At 69.9% G+C, this 18524-nt stretch carries 13 protein-coding genes; 8 read left to right on the forward strand and 5 right to left on the reverse strand.

Annotation, left to right across the window (positions count from 1 at the left end; translation table 11 throughout):
- From AC1DNF_RS05165 to AC1DNF_RS05190, 6 genes are read left to right on the forward strand one after another with little or no spacing between them, the layout of a single operon-like run.
- Entirely contained in the window at window positions 1-369 is a 369-nt protein-coding gene (locus AC1DNF_RS05165) for a GPW/gp25 family protein (protein WP_478147482.1), read from the forward strand.
- On the forward strand, window positions 366-2915 hold the full coding sequence (locus AC1DNF_RS05170) for a putative baseplate assembly protein (protein WP_478147483.1): 2550 nt from the start codon (window positions 366-368) through the stop codon (window positions 2913-2915). The genes AC1DNF_RS05165 and AC1DNF_RS05170 overlap by 4 nt, the downstream gene beginning before the upstream one ends.
- Window positions 2912-5539, forward strand: a complete 2628-nt coding sequence (locus AC1DNF_RS05175; protein ID WP_478147484.1) for a putative baseplate assembly protein — start codon at window positions 2912-2914, stop codon at window positions 5537-5539. The genes AC1DNF_RS05170 and AC1DNF_RS05175 overlap by 4 nt, the downstream gene beginning before the upstream one ends.
- On the forward strand, window positions 5536-7650 hold the full coding sequence (locus AC1DNF_RS05180) for a hypothetical protein (RefSeq protein WP_478147485.1): 2115 nt from the start codon (window positions 5536-5538) through the stop codon (window positions 7648-7650). The genes AC1DNF_RS05175 and AC1DNF_RS05180 overlap by 4 nt, the downstream gene beginning before the upstream one ends.
- 21 nt (window positions 7651-7671) lie before the next feature.
- Window positions 7672-10890, forward strand: a complete 3219-nt coding sequence (locus AC1DNF_RS05185) for a DUF6519 domain-containing protein (protein ID WP_478147486.1) — start codon at window positions 7672-7674, stop codon at window positions 10888-10890.
- Between the two features lie 36 nt (window positions 10891-10926).
- The gene (locus tag AC1DNF_RS05190; RefSeq protein WP_478147487.1) at window positions 10927-11427 is read left to right on the forward strand and encodes a hypothetical protein; all 501 of its coding nucleotides are present in this window, start codon (window positions 10927-10929) and stop codon (window positions 11425-11427) included.
- A 12-nt stretch (window positions 11428-11439) separates the two neighbouring features.
- On the opposite strand, the gene AC1DNF_RS05195 is transcribed toward AC1DNF_RS05190, so the two are convergent.
- Together AC1DNF_RS05195 and AC1DNF_RS05200 are read right to left on the reverse strand one after the other, a co-directional pair.
- Window positions 11440-12696, reverse strand: coding sequence for a cation:proton antiporter (locus AC1DNF_RS05195; protein ID WP_478147488.1), 1257 nt, complete (start codon window positions 12694-12696; stop codon window positions 11440-11442).
- 43 nt (window positions 12697-12739) lie between these two features.
- Window positions 12740-13669: an NAD-dependent epimerase/dehydratase family protein gene (locus AC1DNF_RS05200; RefSeq protein ID WP_478147489.1), complete on the reverse strand. Its 930-nt coding sequence runs from the start codon at window positions 13667-13669 to the stop codon at window positions 12740-12742.
- Window positions 13670-13710: 41 nt separating this feature from the next.
- Here AC1DNF_RS05200 and AC1DNF_RS05205 point away from each other — a divergent pair, with 41 nt between their 5' ends.
- Window positions 13711-14775: a CDP-6-deoxy-delta-3,4-glucoseen reductase gene (locus AC1DNF_RS05205; RefSeq protein ID WP_478147490.1), complete on the forward strand. Its 1065-nt coding sequence runs from the start codon at window positions 13711-13713 to the stop codon at window positions 14773-14775.
- Between the two features lie 60 nt (window positions 14776-14835).
- The gene (locus AC1DNF_RS05210) at window positions 14836-15807 is read left to right on the forward strand and encodes a Bug family tripartite tricarboxylate transporter substrate binding protein (protein WP_478147491.1); all 972 of its coding nucleotides are present in this window, start codon (window positions 14836-14838) and stop codon (window positions 15805-15807) included.
- Between the two features lie 26 nt (window positions 15808-15833).
- Here AC1DNF_RS05210 and AC1DNF_RS05215 read toward each other — a convergent pair whose 3' ends face one another.
- The 3 genes from AC1DNF_RS05215 to AC1DNF_RS05225 are packed head-to-tail and all read right to left on the reverse strand — an operon-like array spanning window position 15834 to window position 18520.
- Entirely contained in the window at window positions 15834-16550 is a 717-nt protein-coding gene (locus AC1DNF_RS05215) for an ABC transporter ATP-binding protein (RefSeq protein WP_478147492.1), read from the reverse strand.
- 1 nt (window position 16551) lies between these two features.
- Window positions 16552-17322 carry an ABC transporter ATP-binding protein gene (locus tag AC1DNF_RS05220; RefSeq protein ID WP_478147493.1) on the reverse strand — a complete coding sequence of 257 codons (771 nt, stop codon included), beginning with the start codon at window positions 17320-17322 and terminating at the stop codon, window positions 16552-16554.
- Between the two features lie 16 nt (window positions 17323-17338).
- Window positions 17339-18520 carry a branched-chain amino acid ABC transporter permease gene (locus AC1DNF_RS05225; RefSeq protein ID WP_478147494.1) on the reverse strand — a complete coding sequence of 394 codons (1182 nt, stop codon included), beginning with the start codon at window positions 18518-18520 and terminating at the stop codon, window positions 17339-17341.
- Window positions 18521-18524 lie beyond the last annotated feature (4 nt).

Consider the following 18524-nt stretch of genomic DNA (forward strand, 5'->3'; position numbering starts at 1 on the left):
ATGAGCGAACCCGACTTCCCCTACCGCTTCGACGGCCTCGGCCGCAGCGCCACGACCGGGCGCGACGACCACATCCGCGACCTGATCGAGCAGGTGCTCTTCACCGCCCCGGGCGAGCGCGTGATGCGCCCCGACTTCGGCAGCGGCCTGCTCGCCCTGGTGTTCGAACCCAACAGCAGCACGCTGGCCGCGACCACGCAGATGCTGGTGCAGGGCGCGCTGCAGCAGAACCTGTCGCACCTGATCGCCGTGCAGTCGGTGCAGGTCGTCAATGACGATGCGGCCCTGCGGGTGGATGTGCGCTATGTCGTGCTGCTGGACCGCAGCACGCATGCCGAGAGCTTTGCGGTACCCGGGAGCGGCGCATGACCCTCTTTCATTGCTGCGAGACGCGGCGGCTGGAAGTGCTGCAGACGAGCGGATCGGCCAACGCCATCGAGTTCATCGAGGTGCTCGACCGCGCCGCGCCGCCCGGCGTGCCGCGCCAGCAGACCCTCTTCGTGCGCCTGCTGCGGCCCGGCTTCACGCTCACGCCCGACAACCTGCGCATCGATGGCGGGGAACGCATCCGCACCGTCGGCATTGTCTGGTGTGCCGGCGCCGATGCGCTGCCGCCGGTGGCCGAGCCCGGCCTGGCCGACACGGTGGACGACCTGCCGCGCACGCTCGTGGTCCGCACCGATGGCGGCGGCGACTTCTCGCGCTATGTGTTCTCGATCGTCGCGAACTCGGGCAGCAATGACCCGCCCGCCGATTTCGACCCGCTGCTGTCGCGCATCGCGTTCTCCTTCAAGGTCGAATGCCCTTCGGACTTCGACTGCGCGCAGCCGCAGCCCTGCCCCCCGGTCGCCGGCGACACGCCCGAGATCGACTATCTCGCCAAGGACTACCAGGGCTTCCGCCGCCTGATGCTCGACCGCCTGAACCTGCAGGTGCCGGGCTGGACCGAGCGTTCGGCCGCCGACATGGGCGTGGCCCTGGTCGAGCTGCTGGCCTATACCGCCGACAACCTGTCGTACCGGCAGGATGCGATCGCCAACGAGGCCTACCTGTCGACCGCCCGGCAGCGCGTGTCGGTGCGGCGCCACGCGCGGCTGGTCGACTATTTCCTCCACGAAGGCTGCAATGCGCGTGCCTTCGTGCACTTCGAGGTCGCCGGACAGGGCATCGCGCTGGCACGCCGCACGCCGCTGCTCACGCGCGTGCCGCGCGCACCCACGGTGATCGCGCCCGGCGGCGATGCACTGAGCGCCGCGCTGGCCACCGGCGCCCAGGTCTTCGAGACCGGGCACGACGCCCTGCTCGACGAGCGGCTCAACCAGCTCTCCTTCCACACCTGGGGCGATGAGGGCTGCTGCCTGCCGCGCGGCAGCGTGCGCGCCACCCTGCGCGGCCATGCCGAGGCGCTGCGCGTGGGCGACCTCCTCGTGCTGCAGGAAGTGCGCAGCCCCACCACCTTCCAGCCCGAGGATGCGGACCGCACCCACCGCTGGGCCGTGCGCCTGACCGAATGCACGCTCGCCAGCGACCCTTCCGGCCGCCTCTTCGACCCGACACCGGTCGACGCGCCCCTGGACGTGACCGAGATCGCCTGGGACGCCGCCGATGCGCTGCCCTTCCCGCTGTGCCTTTCGGTGACCGCGCGGCCCGGCCTGGAGCTGAGCGTCGCGCTCGGCAACATCGTGCTCGCCGATCACGGGATGACGGTGGCGGGCGAGGACCTGGGCGCGGTGCCTGCCTCCACGCTTCGGCTCGCCAGCGCGGCCCCGAGCGGCTCCTGCGAGAAGCCCGAGCCCATCGTCGTGCCGCCGCGCTTTCGCCCCGCCCTGTCGCAGGCGCCGCTGGCGCACGGGTTCGACATCGCCGACCTGCTCGCCGTGCCGATCAGCGCCGACGAGGCGTGGTGGCCGGCCAGTTCGCTGCTGGCCATCGACCCGCGCGAAGCCACGCCCCGCATCAGCTCGCTGGTCGGCACGATCAACCCGCCCGGCGATTCGTGGACGCCGCGCCGCGACCTTCTTTCCAGCGCGGCGGACGCCACCGATTTCGTGGTGGAAGTCGATGACGACGGGCGCGCGCGCCTGCGCTTCGGCGACGATGCGCAGGGCAAGCGCCCCGACACCGACACCCACTTCATCGCCACCTACCGCGTGGGCAACGGCACCCAGGGCAACGTCGGCGCGGAGGCCATCGCGCACATCGTGAGCGCGGCCGGCGGCGTGTTCGGCCAGGTCGCCAACCCGATGCCCGCCGCGGGCGGCATCGACCCCGAGGACGTCGAGGCGGCCCGGCGCGATGCGCCGCAGGCCTTCCGCACGCAGGAGCGCGCCGTCACGCCGGCGGACTACGCGGCGGTCGCCGAGCGCCGGCCCGAGGTGCAGCGTGCCGCCGCCACCTTCCGCTGGACCGGCAGCTGGCACACCGTGTTCCTCACACCCGACCGCTTCGGCGGCGGCGCCATCGATGCTCTGTTCACCACACGCCTGCGCCGCTTCATGGAGCGCTTCCGCATGGCCGGCTACGACCTCGACGTCAGCGCGCCGCGCTATGTGCCGCTCGATGTCGCCCTGCACATCTGCGTGAGCGCCGGCTACTTCCGCGCCGACGTGGTGCAGGGCGTGCGGGACGTGCTGTCGAGCCGGGTGCTTGCGGACGGCACGCTGGGCTTCTTCCATCCGGACAACTTCACTTTCGGCCAACCGGTGTACCTCAGCCGCGTGATCGCCGCGGCGCAGTCGGTGGAAGGCGTGGACTCAGTGCGCGCGGACAGCTTCGAGCGCATGGGCATCACGAACGCGACCTCGCTCGAGCAGGGCGTGATCGCCATCGGTGCGCTGGAGATCGCGCAACTCGCCAACAACCCCAGCTTCCCCGAGCGCGGGCGGCTGACCATCGATGCGGGAGGCGGCAAATGAGTGCACCCACGCCGGATCTCAAGCCGCACGTGCCGCCGCTGCCGCCGGACAGCGAGGCCTGCGGCTGCTGCGACGGCATCGCCGCGCAGACGCCGCAGGGCCTGGGCAACCGCCCCGGCCTCTCGAGCATCGGCTACCGCATCGGCGACTACGCGCGCTTCCGCGCGAGCCTGCACGCCGCGCTCTCGTCCTCCGCCTTCGCGCCGCTCGCCCGTCTTCGCACGCGCGAGGACGACGACTTCTCCATCGGCCTCATCGACGCCTTCGCCTGCTCGGCCGATGTGCTGTGCTTCTACCAGGAGCGCATCGCCAACGAGTCCTTCCTGCGGACCGCCACCGAGCGCGTCTCGCTGCAGGAGCTGGGCAAGCTGGTCGGCTATCGCTTGCGGCCGGGCGTGGCTGCCGAGACCTGGCTGGCGTTCGCGCTGGACACGCCGCCGGTCCCGCCGGCCCAGCTCGCGCCGGAGCCGGGCAATTTCGTCACCGGCGTGCCGGCCAGCCTCTCCCTCGATGCCGGCCTCAAGGTGCAGAGCGTACCGGGCCCCGGCGAGAAGCCGCAGACCTTCGAGACCGTCGAGCCGCTGGCGGACGCGCGTGCCGCCTGGAACGCGATGCGCTCCTGGATGAGCGAGACCCGCCTGCCCGTGCGCGACGACACCTTCACCTATCTCGCCGGCGTGCGCAACAACCTGAAGGCGGGCGACGCGCTGGTCATCGTCGGCGAGGAGTTCATCCACAACGAGAACAGCAACAACTGGGACTTCCGCGTCATCGACAGCGTGGAGCTGCAGTCCGACGCCGACCGCACGCTGGTGCGCTGGAAGCGCGGACTGGGCTCGATCTCTCCCTTCATGGACCCGGCGGCGCAGAGTCCGCAGGTGCACGTGCTGCGCAAGCGCGCCTCGGCCTTCGGCCACAACGCGCCGATGTGGAAGAGCATGTCCTCCGTCTTCCGCAGCGAATACCCGGGCGGCAAGAATTCGCCCGACGAGTGGCCCGATTTCGTGCTGTCGCGGCAGGCTTCGAGCGGCGTGGTCGACCTGGACGCGGTCTACGCCGAGGTGGGCAACGGCAGCTATGCGATCCTGGCCAAGGGCGGCTTCAACTACCAGAGCGAACCCGCGCCGCCGGACACCTACGTCGAACTCTACAAGGTGGACAACGTGGCCGAGGTTTCGCGCGCCGAGTTCGCGCTCTCGGGCAAGGTCACGCGGCTTCGGCTGGTCGGCGCGAACTACGAAGCGCAGTTTCGCAAGCACGTGCGCGAGACGGCGGTCTTCGCGCAGTCCGAGGCACTGGCGCTCGCGAACTATCCGGTGGACGCCGACGTGAGCGGCAATCTCGTTCCCGTGGCGGCGAGCGCCGACGGCTTGCTGCCGGGGCGTCGGCTGCTGATCCGCGGCCTGCTCGCCGGCGACGGCACGTCGACGGTGGTACAGGCCACGCTGGTCGCGGCGCACCCGGTCGACGCCCTGCGCTGCACGCTGGAGATCGCGCCGCCGCTGGCCGCCGCGCTGCGGCGCGCCAGCGTGGTGGTGCATGCCAACGTGGCGCTCGCCTCGCACGGCGAATCGGTCTCGCAGATCCTGGGCTCGGGCAACGCGAGCATTCCCTTCCAGCGCTTCGAGCTGAAGCAATTGCCGCTGACCTGGCGCGCCGCCGCCAACGAGCTCGGCGCCGCGCCGGAACTCGGCGTGCGCATCGGCGACATCGCATGGACCGAGCGCCCGACGCTCCATGGCGCCGGCCCCAACGAGCGCGCCTACAGCCTGGCCACCGACGAACAGGGCCGCGCCTTTGTGCAGTTCGGCGACGGCGTGCGCGGCGCGCGCCTGCCCAGCCGCTCGAACAATGTGCGCGCCGCCTACCGCAAGGGGCTGGGCGCGGAGGGCAACGTCGCGGCGGACAAGCTCACGCAGCTGATGAGCCGGCCGCTGGGCCTGAAGAGCGTGGCCAATCCGGTCCCCGCCGTCGGCGGCACCGACCCCGAAGCCGTCGATGCCGCGCGGCAGAGCATCCCACTGACCACGCGCACGCTCGGCCGGGCGGTTTCGGTGCTCGACTACGAGGACTTCGCGCGCGCGTTCAGCGGCATCGCGAAGGCGCAGGCGCAGGTGCTCCAGCTGCGCGGCGGACCGAGCGTCGCGATCACCATCGCCGGGCCCGGCGGCGCTTCGCTGAGCCCGGCGAACCCGGTGTGGATCAACCTGCTCGGCGCGCTCAAGGCGAGCGGCGACCCGCACGTCGCGGTGCGGCTGATGGCTTTCCAGGCGAGTTCCTTCCGCCTGGGCATCAAGGTCAGGCGCGACCCCGACTGGGAGATCGGGACCGTGCTCGCCGCCGTGGAGGCGGCCCTGCGCGCGCGCTACGGCTTCGACGCGCGCGCGCTGGGCCAGCCGGTGCAGCAGTCGGAAGTGATCGCCGTGGCGCAGGCCGTGCCCGGCGTGGTGGCCGTCGACATCACGCGCCTCTACGGCGGCACCCGGCCGCAGTCACAGACCGTGCCTTCCGTGCAGGTGCGCCTGCTGGCTTCGCGGATGCGGACCATGAACGGCGTGGCGCTTCCCGCCGAGCTGCTCACGCTCCACGCCGCGCCCTTCGACCAGCTGGAGGAGATGCCATGAGCCTCGGTGCGGACCGCCTCTACACGCTGCTGCCCGCGATCTATCGCATCCGCGACTTCGAGCAGGGCGAGCCGCTGCGCGCCCTGCTGGCGGCCTTCGCGCAGGAGTTCGCGGCGCTGGAAGAGAACCTGGAGCAGCTCTACGACGACCAGTTCATCGAGACCTGCGCCGACTGGGTCTCGCCTTACATCGGGGATCTCATCGGCTATCGCCCGCTGCACGGCGTGGCGCCGAAGATCGCATCGCCACGGCCGGAGGTCGCCAACACCATCGGCTACCGGCGCCGCAAGGGCACGGCGCTGATGCTGGAGCAATTGGCGAGCGACGTCACCGACTGGCCGTCGCACGCGGTCGAGTTCTTCGAGCAATTGGCGGCCACGCAATACATGAAGCACATCCGCCTTTACGCGCCGGCCACGGCGGACCTGCGCGACACGCGCGCCATGTTCGAGGTGGACGGCGCCTTCAACGGTGTCGCGCACACCGCGGAGATGCGGCGGCCGGAGGGCGGCTCCGGGCGCTACAACATTCCGAACATCGGCATCTTCCTGTGGCGGCTGCTGTCGCTGCGCCTGAGCAACATCCCGCTCACGCCCGACCCCGGGGACGCCAGCGGGCGCAAGTACCGCGTGAACCCGCTGGGGGCCGACCTGCAGCTCTTCCGCCACGCCCGGACCGAACAGGACATCAGCCATCTCGCCGAGCCGATCAACGTGCCCGAGCCGCTGTCGGTGCGGCGGGTGGCCCTGGCGGTGCGCGCCGCGCAGGCGAGCACTGTGCCGGCGCCGGACCAGACGCTCGATGACTATGGCGATGGCGAGAGCCTCCTGTTCCTGCGGCCCGGCCATCCGCCCGTGCCCGTGCCGACAGCCCAGGTGCGCGTGTGCGACCTGCGCGACATTCTCGACAGCGGCGGCAACGTGACCGGCTGGAACCATGAAGGCGCCGTGCCCGCGGGCACCATCGGGTTCGACCCCGAGCGCGGGCGCGTGCTGCTGGGCGCGGCCGGCGACGGTCCGCTGCTCGCGACCTTCCACCACGGCTCGGCGCGCGCGATCGGCGGCGGCGAGTACGAGCGCACGCCCGAAGGCGACGCGCTCGCCGACCAGCGCGCGGCCAGCGGCGGCGGCGCGCTGCAGCCGCATCTCGATGCCCTCTCGGCGGGCGGACGGCTGCTGATCGGCGACAGCCTGCGCTATGCCGAAACGCCGGTCTTCAAGATCGACAGCGTGCTCGCCGCCGGTGCGCCGGGCCTCACGGTGGTGGTCGCGGCGCGCAACCCGGCCCGGCCGCTGGTCGCGGCGGCCGGAGAGATCGAGCTCGCCATCGGCGCGCGAGGACGGCTGGTGATCGACGGCCTGGTCTTCAGCGGCGGCGCATTGCGCATGGCCAACGCGGCGGATGACGAGCCGCGCGAGCTGGTACTGCGCGACTGCACGCTGGTGCCCGGGCTCTCGCTGAACCCGGACGGCAGCGCCGCGTCGCCCGGCGCGCCGAGCCTGATCATCGAGAACCCCTTCGCGAAGCTCACGCTGGAGCGCTGCATCACCGGCCCGCTGCACATCGCCGGCGACGCGGAGGTCGTGCTGCGCGACTGCATCGTCGACGCCGGCGCCGCGAACAACGTCGCCTATGCCGCCGATGCCGCGGGGGCACCGGGGGGCGTTCTCACGATCACCGAATGCACCATGGTCGGCAAGCTCCACACCCGGCTGCTGACGCTGGCATCCAACTGCATCTTCACCGCCGGCCTCGGCAGCGCGCCGGGCGAGACCTGGCGCGCGCCCCTCATCGCGGAGCGCAGGCAGCAAGGCTGCGTGCGCTTCTGCTGCCTGCCGCCGGGCGCCATCACGCCCAGACGCTTTCATTGCGTGCCCGACGCCGACCACCCGGGCGTGCTGCCGCACTTCACCTCGCTGCGCTACGGCACGGCCGGCTACGGGCAGCTGCGCCACGTCACGGACGCCGCGATCCGCGAGGGCGCGGACGACGGCGGCGAGATGGGCGTGTTGCATGCGCTTTTCCAGCCGCAGCGCGAGACGAACCTGCGCATACGGCTCGACGAGTACCTGCGCTTCGGTCTGCGCGCGGGCTTCTTCTACGCGAGCTGAACAACCTTCCGGAGACACGCCATGGGTGCCGATCTTTCCAGAGTGCGCTTGAACCCGCTGCTCGACTACGCGGGCGTCGAACTCAAGCAGGGCGGCGTGCTGCTGGACGCCGATGCCAACGAGCTGGTGGCGATCCTCGACCGGCGGCTGCGCGCGCTCGCCAGCGACACGCTGGGCCGCGCGACGGTGTCCTCGACCACGCCGGACGCCTTCAAGATCACGGCCGTGGCCGGCGCGCTGCAGATCGGCCGGGGGCGGATGTATGTCGACGGCATGCTGGCCGAGAACCACGGCGCCGCGTCGGACCAGGATGCGCAGCGCGCCTTCGACGACCTGATGGCGGAGGCCGTGTTCACCCAGCCGATCGCCTACGCCGCGCAGCCTTGCCTGCCCGATGCGCCGGCCCTTCCGACGGCCGGCGTGCATCTGGTCTACCTCGACGTCTGGGACCGCGAACTCACGCGCCTCGAACAGCCCGCGCTGGTCGAAAGCGCGGTGGGCGTGGAGACCAGCTCGCGCCGGCAGACGGTCTGGCAGGTGCGCGTGCTCGCCGATGGCGCGGGCTCGGGCGGCTGCGCATCGCCCGATGGCGACATCCCGGGCTGGAGCACGCTCATCGCGCCCTCCACCGGCGTGCTCACGACCGGCACCTACGACGTCGCCGCCGTGGACGACCCCTGCGAGCTGCCGCCCACCGGCGGCTACCGCGGCCTGGAGAACCAGCTCTACCGCGTCGAGATCCACGACGCCGGCCTGCCCGGCGGCACCGCGAGCTTCAAGTGGTCGCGCGAGAACGCCAGCGTCGGCAGCGACGTGGCGAGCATGGTGTCGGCGACCCAGCTCGAACTGGAGACGCTCGGCCGCGACGACGTGCTGCGCATCAGCACCGGCGACTGGGTGGAGATCACGGACGACGTGCGCGAGCTCTCTCAGGCGCCGGGCGAGATGCGCCGCGTCACCGTCGACGACGCGACCCGGCGCATCAGCTTCGTGCCCGCGCTGCCGGTGGCCATGCTGCCGCCGGCATTCCCGAACAGCGATGTCCCGAAGGCGCGCCACTTGCGCGTGCGGCGCTGGGACCAGAAGGGCCTGGTCTTCCGCACCGGCGCGGGCGGCAAGCCGGTGCAGGTGCAGGACCTCGACGCGAGCGGCTCGACCGGCCTGATCGCGGTGCCCGCCGCGGGCACCACGCTGCTGCTCGAGAACGGCGCGACGGTGCAGTTCGCTTCCACCGGCGCACCGGGCTTTCGCAGTGGCGACCACTGGGAGTTCGCGGCGCGCACGGCGGACGCCTCTGTCGAGCTGCTTGATCGCGCGCCGCCGCGCGGAATTCATCACCACTACGCGCGCCTGGGCTTCTGGGACGTGGCGGCGGGAACGGTCAGCGACTGCCGCCATCCCTGGCCGCCGCAGGCGGGGGGCGGCGACTGCGCATGCACGGCCTGCGTCACGCCCGAATCCCACGCCAGCGGGCAGCTCACGATCCAGGGCGCGGTCGACCGTGTGCGCGACACCGGCGGCACGGTCTGCCTGCATGCGGGCCAGTACACGCTGGCCGAGCCGGTGCGCATCACGGGCGCGCGATCGGTGCGCGTGGCGGGCCAGGGCCCGGCGACGATCATCACCTCGCCCGGCGGCGCCTTCGTGATCGAGCGCAGCGCCGCGATCGCGCTGGAAGAAATGACGCTGGTGTCGCTCGGGCAGCTGTCGGCCGTCAGCGTGCGCAGCGTCATGGGGCTCGCGCTGCGGCAGCTGGTGATCGCGGTGCTCGGCGTCAGCGATGCGCGCGGCGCGGCGATCGCCCTCACCGGCGTGGCCGCGGGCGTGTCGATCACCGACAACCTCATCATCGCGCCCGACGGCATCCGAGCCGGCGAGCCGGCCGACGACAAGGCGCCGGGCTTCCTGGTCACGGCCATGCTGCGGATCGCGGGCAACGTGCTGTGGTGTCCGCGCACGGGCGTGACGATGACGGGCAGCGTCGCCCACCTCTACGATTCGCGCGTGGACGGCAATCAGCTGCTGGGCTGCCGCACGCAAGGCATCGGCATGCTCGGGCTGGCGCTGCCGGCCGCGACCCTGCGCATCACCGGCAACAGCCTGAGCGTGAACGGGCCGGGCATCCGCTGCGGCGTGGACGGCGCGTGGATCGAGGCCAACAAGCTGAGCGCCGCGCGCCAGGGTGACAGGCTGCCGACCGGCGCGGGCGTGAGCCTGACGGTCGGGCTGGACCCGAGCGGCAGCGACCAGTGCCAGTTGCTCGCCAACCAGATCGATGGCTTTCCGGATGCGGGCATCCTGGTGCAGGCACCGGCACTGGACCTGCTGATCGAGCAGAACATCATCGAGAGCTGCGGCAACGGCATCGTGATGATCGACAGCGCGCGCTCCGGCTCGCTCTCGATCGCCAGCAACCATCTGCGCGCGATCGGCAGCGACCAGACGGACGCCGCCATCGGGCCGGTGATGGCCGGCATCAGCGTCACGCGCACCGAGTCCGCGACCATCGCGGGCAACACGGTGCGGCAGGTCGGCGTGAATGCGAAGCAGGGCAAGCAGCTCATCGCGGGGATCTTTGCCACCGCGCTGAAGCGCTCGCGCATCGGCGGCAACGAAGTGACGGAGATCGGCCCGGTGGGCGAGTTCGGCGGCAGCGCGGCCGGCATCATGCTGCGCGCGCCCTATGCGCAGACCGCCATGTCGCACAACCATGTGGAGCGCGACGCCCAGCCGAGCGAACAATCCAGCCCCGACAACTGGCTCGCGGTGGTGATCGACGAACCGAATGCGAAGGAACGGGTCCTGTCGCGCGCGGCGGACTTCACGGCCTTGCGCCTGGACGACTCGCGCACGCTGGTGCTTTCAGGCAGCCGCGCCTGGGTGGACGCAGGCGCCACCGCGGTCGACGCCGCCGGTGCGGTGGTGGTGCGCGGCGCGAGCGCCTCGCTGATCGGCAACACGCTGATCGCGCGCGGCCGCACGCCGGCGGTCGACGTGAGCGCAAGCGGCGACCTGATGTTCTGCGACAACCGCTGCGAACTGCGCGCCAATCAAAACATCGATGCGGTGCGCCTGGCCTCACCCGTGGCGGTGGTCAGCGCCAACCGCGTGCGCGGCGGCAAGCCGTCGATGACCATCTCGCCGCAGAACGCCGCCGTGACGGCCATCGGCAACATCACGACCAGTTCGATCGCCGCGCCGCTCAAGCCGGAGATGATCCCCCTCAACCTCGTCGCCTGAGCACGCGACCCTCCCCAGCTTCGTGGAGCCTTCATCATGCGCCTCATCGTTCTCCAGCCCGCCAGCCTGCAGTCGCTGACCGCGAAGCTCAATGCGCCCCCGGGCGACAGCGCCGCCTCGATCGAGCGCCTGAAGCGGCTCAATCCGCAAGCCGATTTCACGCAGCTCCAATCGGGTGCCGTGCTTTTGCTGCCCGACGCGCCGGGCCTCGACGTGCCCGGCAGCAGCACGCTGGACGGCGGCGCCTTCGCGGACTTCGCCAGCGATCTGGAGGCCGGCTTCAAGGCTTCGGCGGCACGCGTGAAGGCCGGCGCCGATCAGCTGGCCGCTGACAAGGCCGACGTGGGCGCGGCGTTGAAGACGGCGGTGGTCAAGCGGCTGATCGACAGCGACGCCGCATTGAAGGCACAGCTCGACGACGTCAGCGCGCAATTCGCCAAGGATCAGCGCAATGCGCAGGATGCGGGCAAGCAGCTCGATGCGACGCAACAGGCCGCGGCGGCGGAGATGGCCGCGCTGGGCAAGCTGTTCGGCTGAGCGCCCGCTGCCTCAGACCGGCGCCTCGACAGCGCCCCGCCCGCGACGCTCGCGCGTCACCCAGTTGAAAAGCGGCGTCGCCATCAGGGTCGTGAGGATCGCCATCAACACCAGAATCGAGAACAGGCCCGGCATGATCACCCCCGCCTGCAGGCCGATGTTGATGATGATGAGCTCCATCAATCCTCGCGCGTTCATCAGCGCCCCGATCGCGAGCGCGTCGCGTTGCGGCTCGCCCGATGCGCGCGCCGCGGCCCAGCAGGCGATGCCCTTGCCGCAGAACGATGCGGCGAGGATCGCGACCGCGCCGAGCAGGATGCCCGGCTCCATCAGCACCGCCATGCGCGTGTTGAGCCCCGAGTAGGTGAAGAACAGCGGCAGCAGGAAGATGACGACGAAAGGCTGCAGCTGTTCGCGCAGCTTCTGCGTCAATGCGCCGCGCGGCAACGCGGCCCCCAGCAGGAAGCCGCCGAAGACGGCGTGGATGCCGATGGCGTCCATCGCGAACGCGCTCAGGCAGAAGAGCACGAGCACGACGGCCAGCACCGTGGAGCTCAGGGGCGCGTCGGGGCGCACATGCCGGGCCAGCCGCTGGAGCAGGCGCGAGCCGATGAACACCATGAAGAGCGCGTAGGTGATCCCGCCTCCGATCGCGGCATAGGCCCCGCCCCAGGAACCGCCGAAGCTGGCCAGGACGATGGCCAGGATGCACCACGCGGCGGCATCGTCGACCGCGCCCGCCGTCAGTGCGAGCGTGCCCAGCGAGGTACCGGCCAGCCCGCGCTCATGGATGATCCGCGCGAGCATCGGAAAGGCGGTGATGGCAATGGCCGCGCCAAGGAACAGCGAGGCTTCGAGCGGCCGGGCCCGCTCCGCGAAAAGCCCGGGAATCTCGTGCAGCCAGGGCACCAGCGCGAAGGCGAGCACGAAGGGCACGACGATGCCCGCCGCCGACACCGACGCGGCGCTGCGAAAGCGGCTCTTGAAATGATCGGCACGGAACTCGGTGCCGACCAGGAACATGTACATGCCCACGCCGAGCTGGCCGCCCACATAGAGCATGCCCAAGGTCTCCTTGGGGAACAGGGCGCGCTGCATGTCGGGAAACAGAAGCCCGAGGAGCGAAGGGCCGAGCATCACGCCCGCGATCATTTCCCCGACGACCTGTGGCTGGCCGAGCTTCCGGGCCAGCCGGCCCACGAACTGGCAGACGCCGATGATCACGGCGACCTGGAGAAAGAAGTAGACGGAAAGCTGGGTGGTCGGCATGCGTTGGATCCCTGTTTTCTTGTTCGAGATCCGATTCTGCCCTTCAAGCCACGGGCCGCAAACCCGTTGCCACCGTCGGGTGACGCAGCCGCAGGCGCAGCTCGCGCTTGAGCCGCGTGTTGTCCATGCGCCGCGATTCGCCCATGAAGCTGAGCAGCGACAGCGGCAGCTGCGCCTGGGCCTGCTCGCGCGCGACGCGCGGTGGCCGTGGCAGCCCATACAGGTCGGCGGCGAGGTCGATGTAGTCGCCCATCTTGATCTCGCTGTCGTCGTTCACATGAAAGACCCGCTGCGGGCCGCCGCGCCAGAGCGCGATGACGCAGGCCCGCGCGAGGTCGTCGGCATGGATATGGTTGGTGTAGACATCATCTTCCGCGCGCAGCACGGGCGTGCCCTTCACGAGCCGTTCGCGCGGCGTGCCGCCCTCGCGGTCGGGGGCGTAGATGCCCGGGATGCGCAGGATGCGCGTGGCCACGCCCGCGCGGCCGAGCCAGCGGACCGCGCGCTCGGCATCGACGCGGCGGTGCGCGCGCGGCGTGTCGGGGCGCACCGCGCGCGTCTCCTGGATGCGCGCGCCGCCGCAGTCGCCGTAGACGCCGCTGGTCGAGCCGTAGACCATCGCGGAGGGCAGCGCACGAAGCCGCAGCGCGCGCGCCAGGGCGGTGGTGCGCGCGTCGCGCCACCACTGTCCCTCTTCCACGCGCGCGGGGGGCGCCAGGTGCAGCACGCGCGTGGCCAGGCCGGAGAGGCGACGCAGGGTCGCGGGCGCGTCAAGGTCGGCCATGATCGGGGTGAGGCCGGCACGCCGCAGCAGGGGAACGCGCTCAGGCGAGGAAGTCACGGCGATCAGCTGAACCCGGCCCCGCAGGGCGCGCGCCGCCCGCAGGCCGATATCGCCGCATCCGACCAGGAGAATGCGCTCGCGGCGAAAGCGCGCGGGCCGCGCGCCGAGAGGGCTGTTGATTGAGGGCAAAATCCATTTCCCTTTTCTTGAAGCAGAGTCGAAGAATAACCATGACCAGCGCAGCCCCAGACGAGGCGGGTTTTCACATCACGGTAGAGCCGAGCGGACGCCATTTCACCGCCCATGCCGATGAAACCATCCTCGCGGCCGGTATTCGCCAAGGCATCGGCCTGCCTTACGGCTGCAAGGACGGCGCCTGCGGCTCCTGCAAATGCAAGAAGCTCTCGGGCGTCGTGACACTCGGCCTGCACCAGAGCAAGGCGCTCAGCGCCGAGGAAGAACTGGCCGGGTACGTGCTGACCTGCTGCGCGCGGCCCGAGAGCGACGTGGTGCTGGAATCGCGCCAGGTGACCGAGGCCGGCGCCTTCCCCATCCGCAAGATGCCCGCGCGGGTGCTGGCGCTCGGCAGGAAATCGCACGACGTGATCATGTTGCGACTGCAGCTGCCGGCCGGCGAGCCGCTGCAGTTCCACGCGGGGCAATACATCGAATTCATCCTGCGCGACGGCACCCGGCGCAGCTATTCGATGGCGAACGCGCCGCATACGCTGCAGGAGCCCGGCACGGGCATCGAGCTGCACATCCGGCATCTGCCCGGCGGGAAGTTCACCGACCATGTGTTCGGGACGATGAAGGAGAAGGAGATCCTTCGCATCGAGGGGCCGTACGGCAGCTTCTTCCTGCGGGAGGAATCGCACAAGCCGATGGTGCTGCTGGCCTCGGGCACCGGCTTCGCGCCGATCAAGGCGCTGCTGGAGCACATGAAGTTCAAGGGCATCGAGCGGCCCGCCACCCTGTATTGGGGCGGGCGGCGGCCGGAGGATCTCTACATGGACGACTGGGTGCGCGCGCAACTCGCGGAGATGCCCAACCTGCGCTACGTGCCGGTGGTGTCGAACGCGGTGCCGGAGGACGACTGGCGCGGGCGCAACGGCTTCGTGCATCGAGCGGTGATGGAGGACTTCGCGGATCTGTCGGGCTTCCAGGTCTACGCCTGCGGGGCGCCGGTGGTCGTGGACTCCGCGAAGAAGGACTACGTGACGCAGCGCGTGCTGCCCGAGGAGGAGTTCTTCGCCGACGCCTTCACGACGGAGGCGGACAAGGCCTTGCCTTGATCGCCGGCGGGGGATGCCGAAAGGCCCGCGACTCATCAACAACAAGGAACGAGCAAGAACATGAAGACAAGACAATTCATCCTGAGCCTCCTCGGCGCAAGCGCCCTCCTCGCGGCGGCGCAGGCGCAGGCCCAGCAGCGTCCCATCCGCCTCATCGTCCCCTACGCGGCCGGCGGCCCCATCGACACGACGGCACGCATCCTTGCCGAACGCGTCAAGGATTCGCTCGGCCCCGTCATCATCGACAACAAGCCGGGGGCCGGCGGCAACATCGGTGCCGACCTGGTGGCCAAGGCGGCGCCCGACGGACTCACGATCGGCATTGCCGCGACGGCGACGAACGCGGTCAATCCCTGGCTCTACGGCAAGATGCCCTTCAACGCCGCGACGGATTTCGCGCCCATCACGCAGATGGTTCGCGTGCCCAATGTCCTCGTGATGAACGCCGAGGTCGCGCAGCGCCTGAAGATCGACACGGTGGCCGAGCTGATCGCCTACGGCAAGGCTCACCCGGGCAAGCTCAACTACGGCAGCGGCGGCAACGGCAGCGCGGGGCACCTGGCGGGCGAGATGTTCAAGAAGGAAGCGGGCATCTTCGCCGTGCACATCCCTTACAACGGCGGCAATCCGGCGCAGCTGGCGCTGTTGTCGGGCCAGGTCGATTTCAACTTCGACAACCTCGCGACCGCCGCGCCGAACATCCGCTCGGGCAAGCTGAAGGCCATCGCCGTGACCACCGCGCAGCGCAGCCCGGCGCTGCCGGAAGTACCGACAGTGGCCGCCACGCTCAAGGGCTTTTCGATCGACACCTGGTGGGGCCTGGTGGCGCCCGCCGGAACGCCCCCCAACGTCGTGGCCAGGCTCAATCAGGCCTTCGTCGAGGCGCTCAGCGCGCCGGAGACGAAGACCCGCTTCGCCTCGCTGCTGGCCGAGCCCGTCGCCAGCACGCCGGAGCAGTTCGGCGCATTCATGAAGAGCGAACTCGCGAAATACGAGAGGGTCGTCAAGGCGACGGGAGCCCAGGTCGATTAGGAGAACGGCCGCCGGGGCCGGTTGCCTTATTCGCCCAGGTAGGCGGCTCGGACCTTCGGGTCCTTCAGCATCACCTTGGCATCGCCGCTCATGGTGATCAGGCCCGACTCCATCACATAGCCGCGATCGGCCAGCTGCAGGGCGCGGCTGGCGTTCTGCTCGACCAGCAGCACGGTGACGCCTTGGTCGTACACCTGCTTCACCACCTCAAAGATCTTGTCGACCATGATCGGCGACAGCCCCATCGACGGCTCGTCGAGCAGGAGCACCTTGGGGCGCGCCATCAGCGCGCGGCCCATCGCGAGCATCTGCTGCTCGCCGCCCGACATGGTGCCCGCGAGTTGCGTCGCACGCTCTTTCAAGCGCGGGAAGGTCGCGAACACGCGCTCGATGTCCTTCGCGATCTCGGCCTTGTCCTTGCGGATGTAGGCGCCGATCTGCAGGTTCTCCGTGATTGTCATGCGCGTGAACACGCCACGGCCCTCGGGCACCATCACCAGCCCTTCGGCGACGAGATCCCAGGCGCCGCGGCCCTTGATGCTCTTGCCGAGGAACTCGATGTTACCGCCCAGGAAGGGCTGCGTGCCGGTGATGGCCTTCATCGTGGTGGTCTTGCCGGCGCCGTTCGAGCCGATCAGGGACACCAGTTCGCCCTCATGGACTTCGAAGTCGATGCCCTTGACGGCCTGGATGCCGCCGTAGGCGACCTTGAGGCCGGTGACTTTCAAAAGAGTCTGTGCCATCTCAATGCGCTCCCGTGCCGAGGTAGGCCTCGATCACCTTTTCGTTTCTCTGCACGTCCGCGGGGGTTCCCTCGGCGATCTGCTTGCCATAGTCGAGCACGGTGACGCGGTCGCACAGGCCCATCACGAGCTTCACGTCGTGCTCGATCAGCAGGATGGTGCGGTCGTCCTTGCGGATGCGGTCGATCAGCTCGCGCAGCAGGACCTTCTCCGTCGCGTTCATGCCCGCGGCGGGCTCGTCGAGCGCGATGAGCTGCGGATCGGTCGCCAGGGCACGCGCGATTTCGAGGCGGCGCTGGTCGCCGTAGCTCAGGGTTCGGGCCTTGTAGTCGGCGAACTTGCCGATGCCGACGTAGTCCAGCAATTCATGCGCGCGCTTGGTGATCGCCGCCTCTTCCGCCTTGAAGCTGCCGGTGCGCAGGATGGCGCCGAACAAGCCCGAATGCGTGCGGATGTGGCGCCCCACCATCACGTTCTCCAGTGCCGTCATCTCCGAGAAGAGCCGGATGTTCTGGAATGTGCGCGCGATGCCGGCCTTGGCGACCTCGTGCACGGCCGTGGGCTGGTAGGCCTTGCCGGCCAGCTCGAAGGTTCCGCTGTCGGGCGTGTAGAGCCCGGTGATGACGTTGAAGAAGGTTGTCTTGCCGGCGCCGTTGGGTCCGATCAGCCCGTAGACCTGGCCGCGCATGATCTTGAGGCCGACATCGGAGAGGGCCTGCAAGCCACCGAAGCGCTTGGAGATGCCCTGGACGTTGAGGATGGTGTCAGTCATGTTCCGGTCTTCCCGCTCACGGATTGATCGACATCGGACGCGATGCGGCACCCGGCAGCTCGTCGGACGGAACCTCGATGCCCGGCGCCGCGGCGGGCATGCCGGATGCGGGCGCGACACCCTTGCGCGCGAGGGACTTGCCATGCTCCGGCGACGGCCAGAGGCCGCGCGGACGCACCAGCATGATGATGATCATCGCCAGCGCGATGAACAGCTGGCGCAGGATGGAAGCGTCGAGGCGCCCGTCCGTGAGGGACTGCAGCGGCCCGGCGACGTAGCGCAGCACCTCGGGCAGCGCGGAAAGGAGCACCGCGCCGAGGATCACCCCCGGCAGGTGCCCGATGCCGCCCAGCACCACCATGGCAACGATCATCACCGACTCGCTCAGGGCGAAGGACTCGGGCGACACGAAGCCCTGGAAGGCCGCGAACATCGAGCCCGAGACGCCGCCGAAGCTCGCGCCCATGCCGAAGGCCAGCAGCTTCATGTTGCGGGTGTTGATGCCCATGGCCTTGGCGGCGATCTCGTCTTCGCGGATGGCCATCCAGGCCCGGCCGATGCGCGAGATCTGCAGCCGGTGCGAAATGACGATGGTGCACAGCACGAGCGCCAGGAACAGGTAGTAGTACAGCGTCACCGACGAGATCGTGTAGTCGCCGATCTTGAGCGCCTTGCCGAGGTTGAGACCCCAGAAGTGAATGGGGTCGATGGCCGTGATGCCCTTGGGCCCGTTCGTGATGTTGATCGGGTAGTCCAGGTTGTTCAGGAACACGCGGATGATCTCGCCGAAGCCGAGCGTCACGATGGCGAGGTAGTCGCCGCGCAACTTCAGGGTGGGCGCCCCCAGCAGCGCGCCGAACAGGGCGGCCAGCCCCAGCGCGGCCGGGATCACGAGCAGCAGCGAGCTGTGCAGCCCGTTGGGAAACATGGCCTTGAAGGCCGGGAAAGCCTCGCTCAGGTGCGGCGAGCTCAGCAGCGCGTAAAGGTATGCGCCGATGGCGAAGAAGGCCACGTAGCCCAGGTCGAGCAGGCCGGCGTAGCCGACCACGATGTTGAGGCCCAGTGCCAGCAGCACGTAGAGCAGCGCGATGTCGGCGATGCGCACCCACGCGTTGCCCTGGCTTTGCAGCAGCAGGGGCAGCACCAGCAGCGCAACGGCCGCGAGCAGGAAGAAGGCGATGTTCTTGCTGTTCTTCATGGCG

The sequence above is a fragment of the Variovorax sp. 01T432 genome, assembly GCF_056398605.1.

Coding starts and splice junctions, on each gene's coding strand:
- AC1DNF_RS05165 (WP_478147482.1), top strand. CDS start 1: ATGAGCGAACCCGACTTCCCCTACCGCTTCGACGGCCTCGGCCGCAGC.
- AC1DNF_RS05170 (WP_478147483.1), top strand. CDS start 366: ATGACCCTCTTTCATTGCTGCGAGACGCGGCGGCTGGAAGTGCTGCAG.
- AC1DNF_RS05175 (WP_478147484.1), top strand. CDS start 2,912: ATGAGTGCACCCACGCCGGATCTCAAGCCGCACGTGCCGCCGCTGCCG.
- AC1DNF_RS05180 (WP_478147485.1), top strand. CDS start 5,536: ATGAGCCTCGGTGCGGACCGCCTCTACACGCTGCTGCCCGCGATCTAT.
- AC1DNF_RS05185 (WP_478147486.1), top strand. CDS start 7,672: ATGGGTGCCGATCTTTCCAGAGTGCGCTTGAACCCGCTGCTCGACTAC.
- AC1DNF_RS05190 (WP_478147487.1), top strand. CDS start 10,927: ATGCGCCTCATCGTTCTCCAGCCCGCCAGCCTGCAGTCGCTGACCGCG.
- AC1DNF_RS05195 (WP_478147488.1), bottom strand. CDS start 12,696: ATGCCGACCACCCAGCTTTCCGTCTACTTCTTTCTCCAGGTCGCCGTG.
- AC1DNF_RS05205 (WP_478147490.1), top strand. CDS start 13,711: ATGACCAGCGCAGCCCCAGACGAGGCGGGTTTTCACATCACGGTAGAG.
- AC1DNF_RS05210 (WP_478147491.1), top strand. CDS start 14,836: ATGAAGACAAGACAATTCATCCTGAGCCTCCTCGGCGCAAGCGCCCTC.
- AC1DNF_RS05215 (WP_478147492.1), bottom strand. CDS start 16,550: ATGGCACAGACTCTTTTGAAAGTCACCGGCCTCAAGGTCGCCTACGGC.
- AC1DNF_RS05220 (WP_478147493.1), bottom strand. CDS start 17,322: ATGACTGACACCATCCTCAACGTCCAGGGCATCTCCAAGCGCTTCGGT.
- AC1DNF_RS05225 (WP_478147494.1), bottom strand. CDS start 18,520: ATGAAGAACAGCAAGAACATCGCCTTCTTCCTGCTCGCGGCCGTTGCG.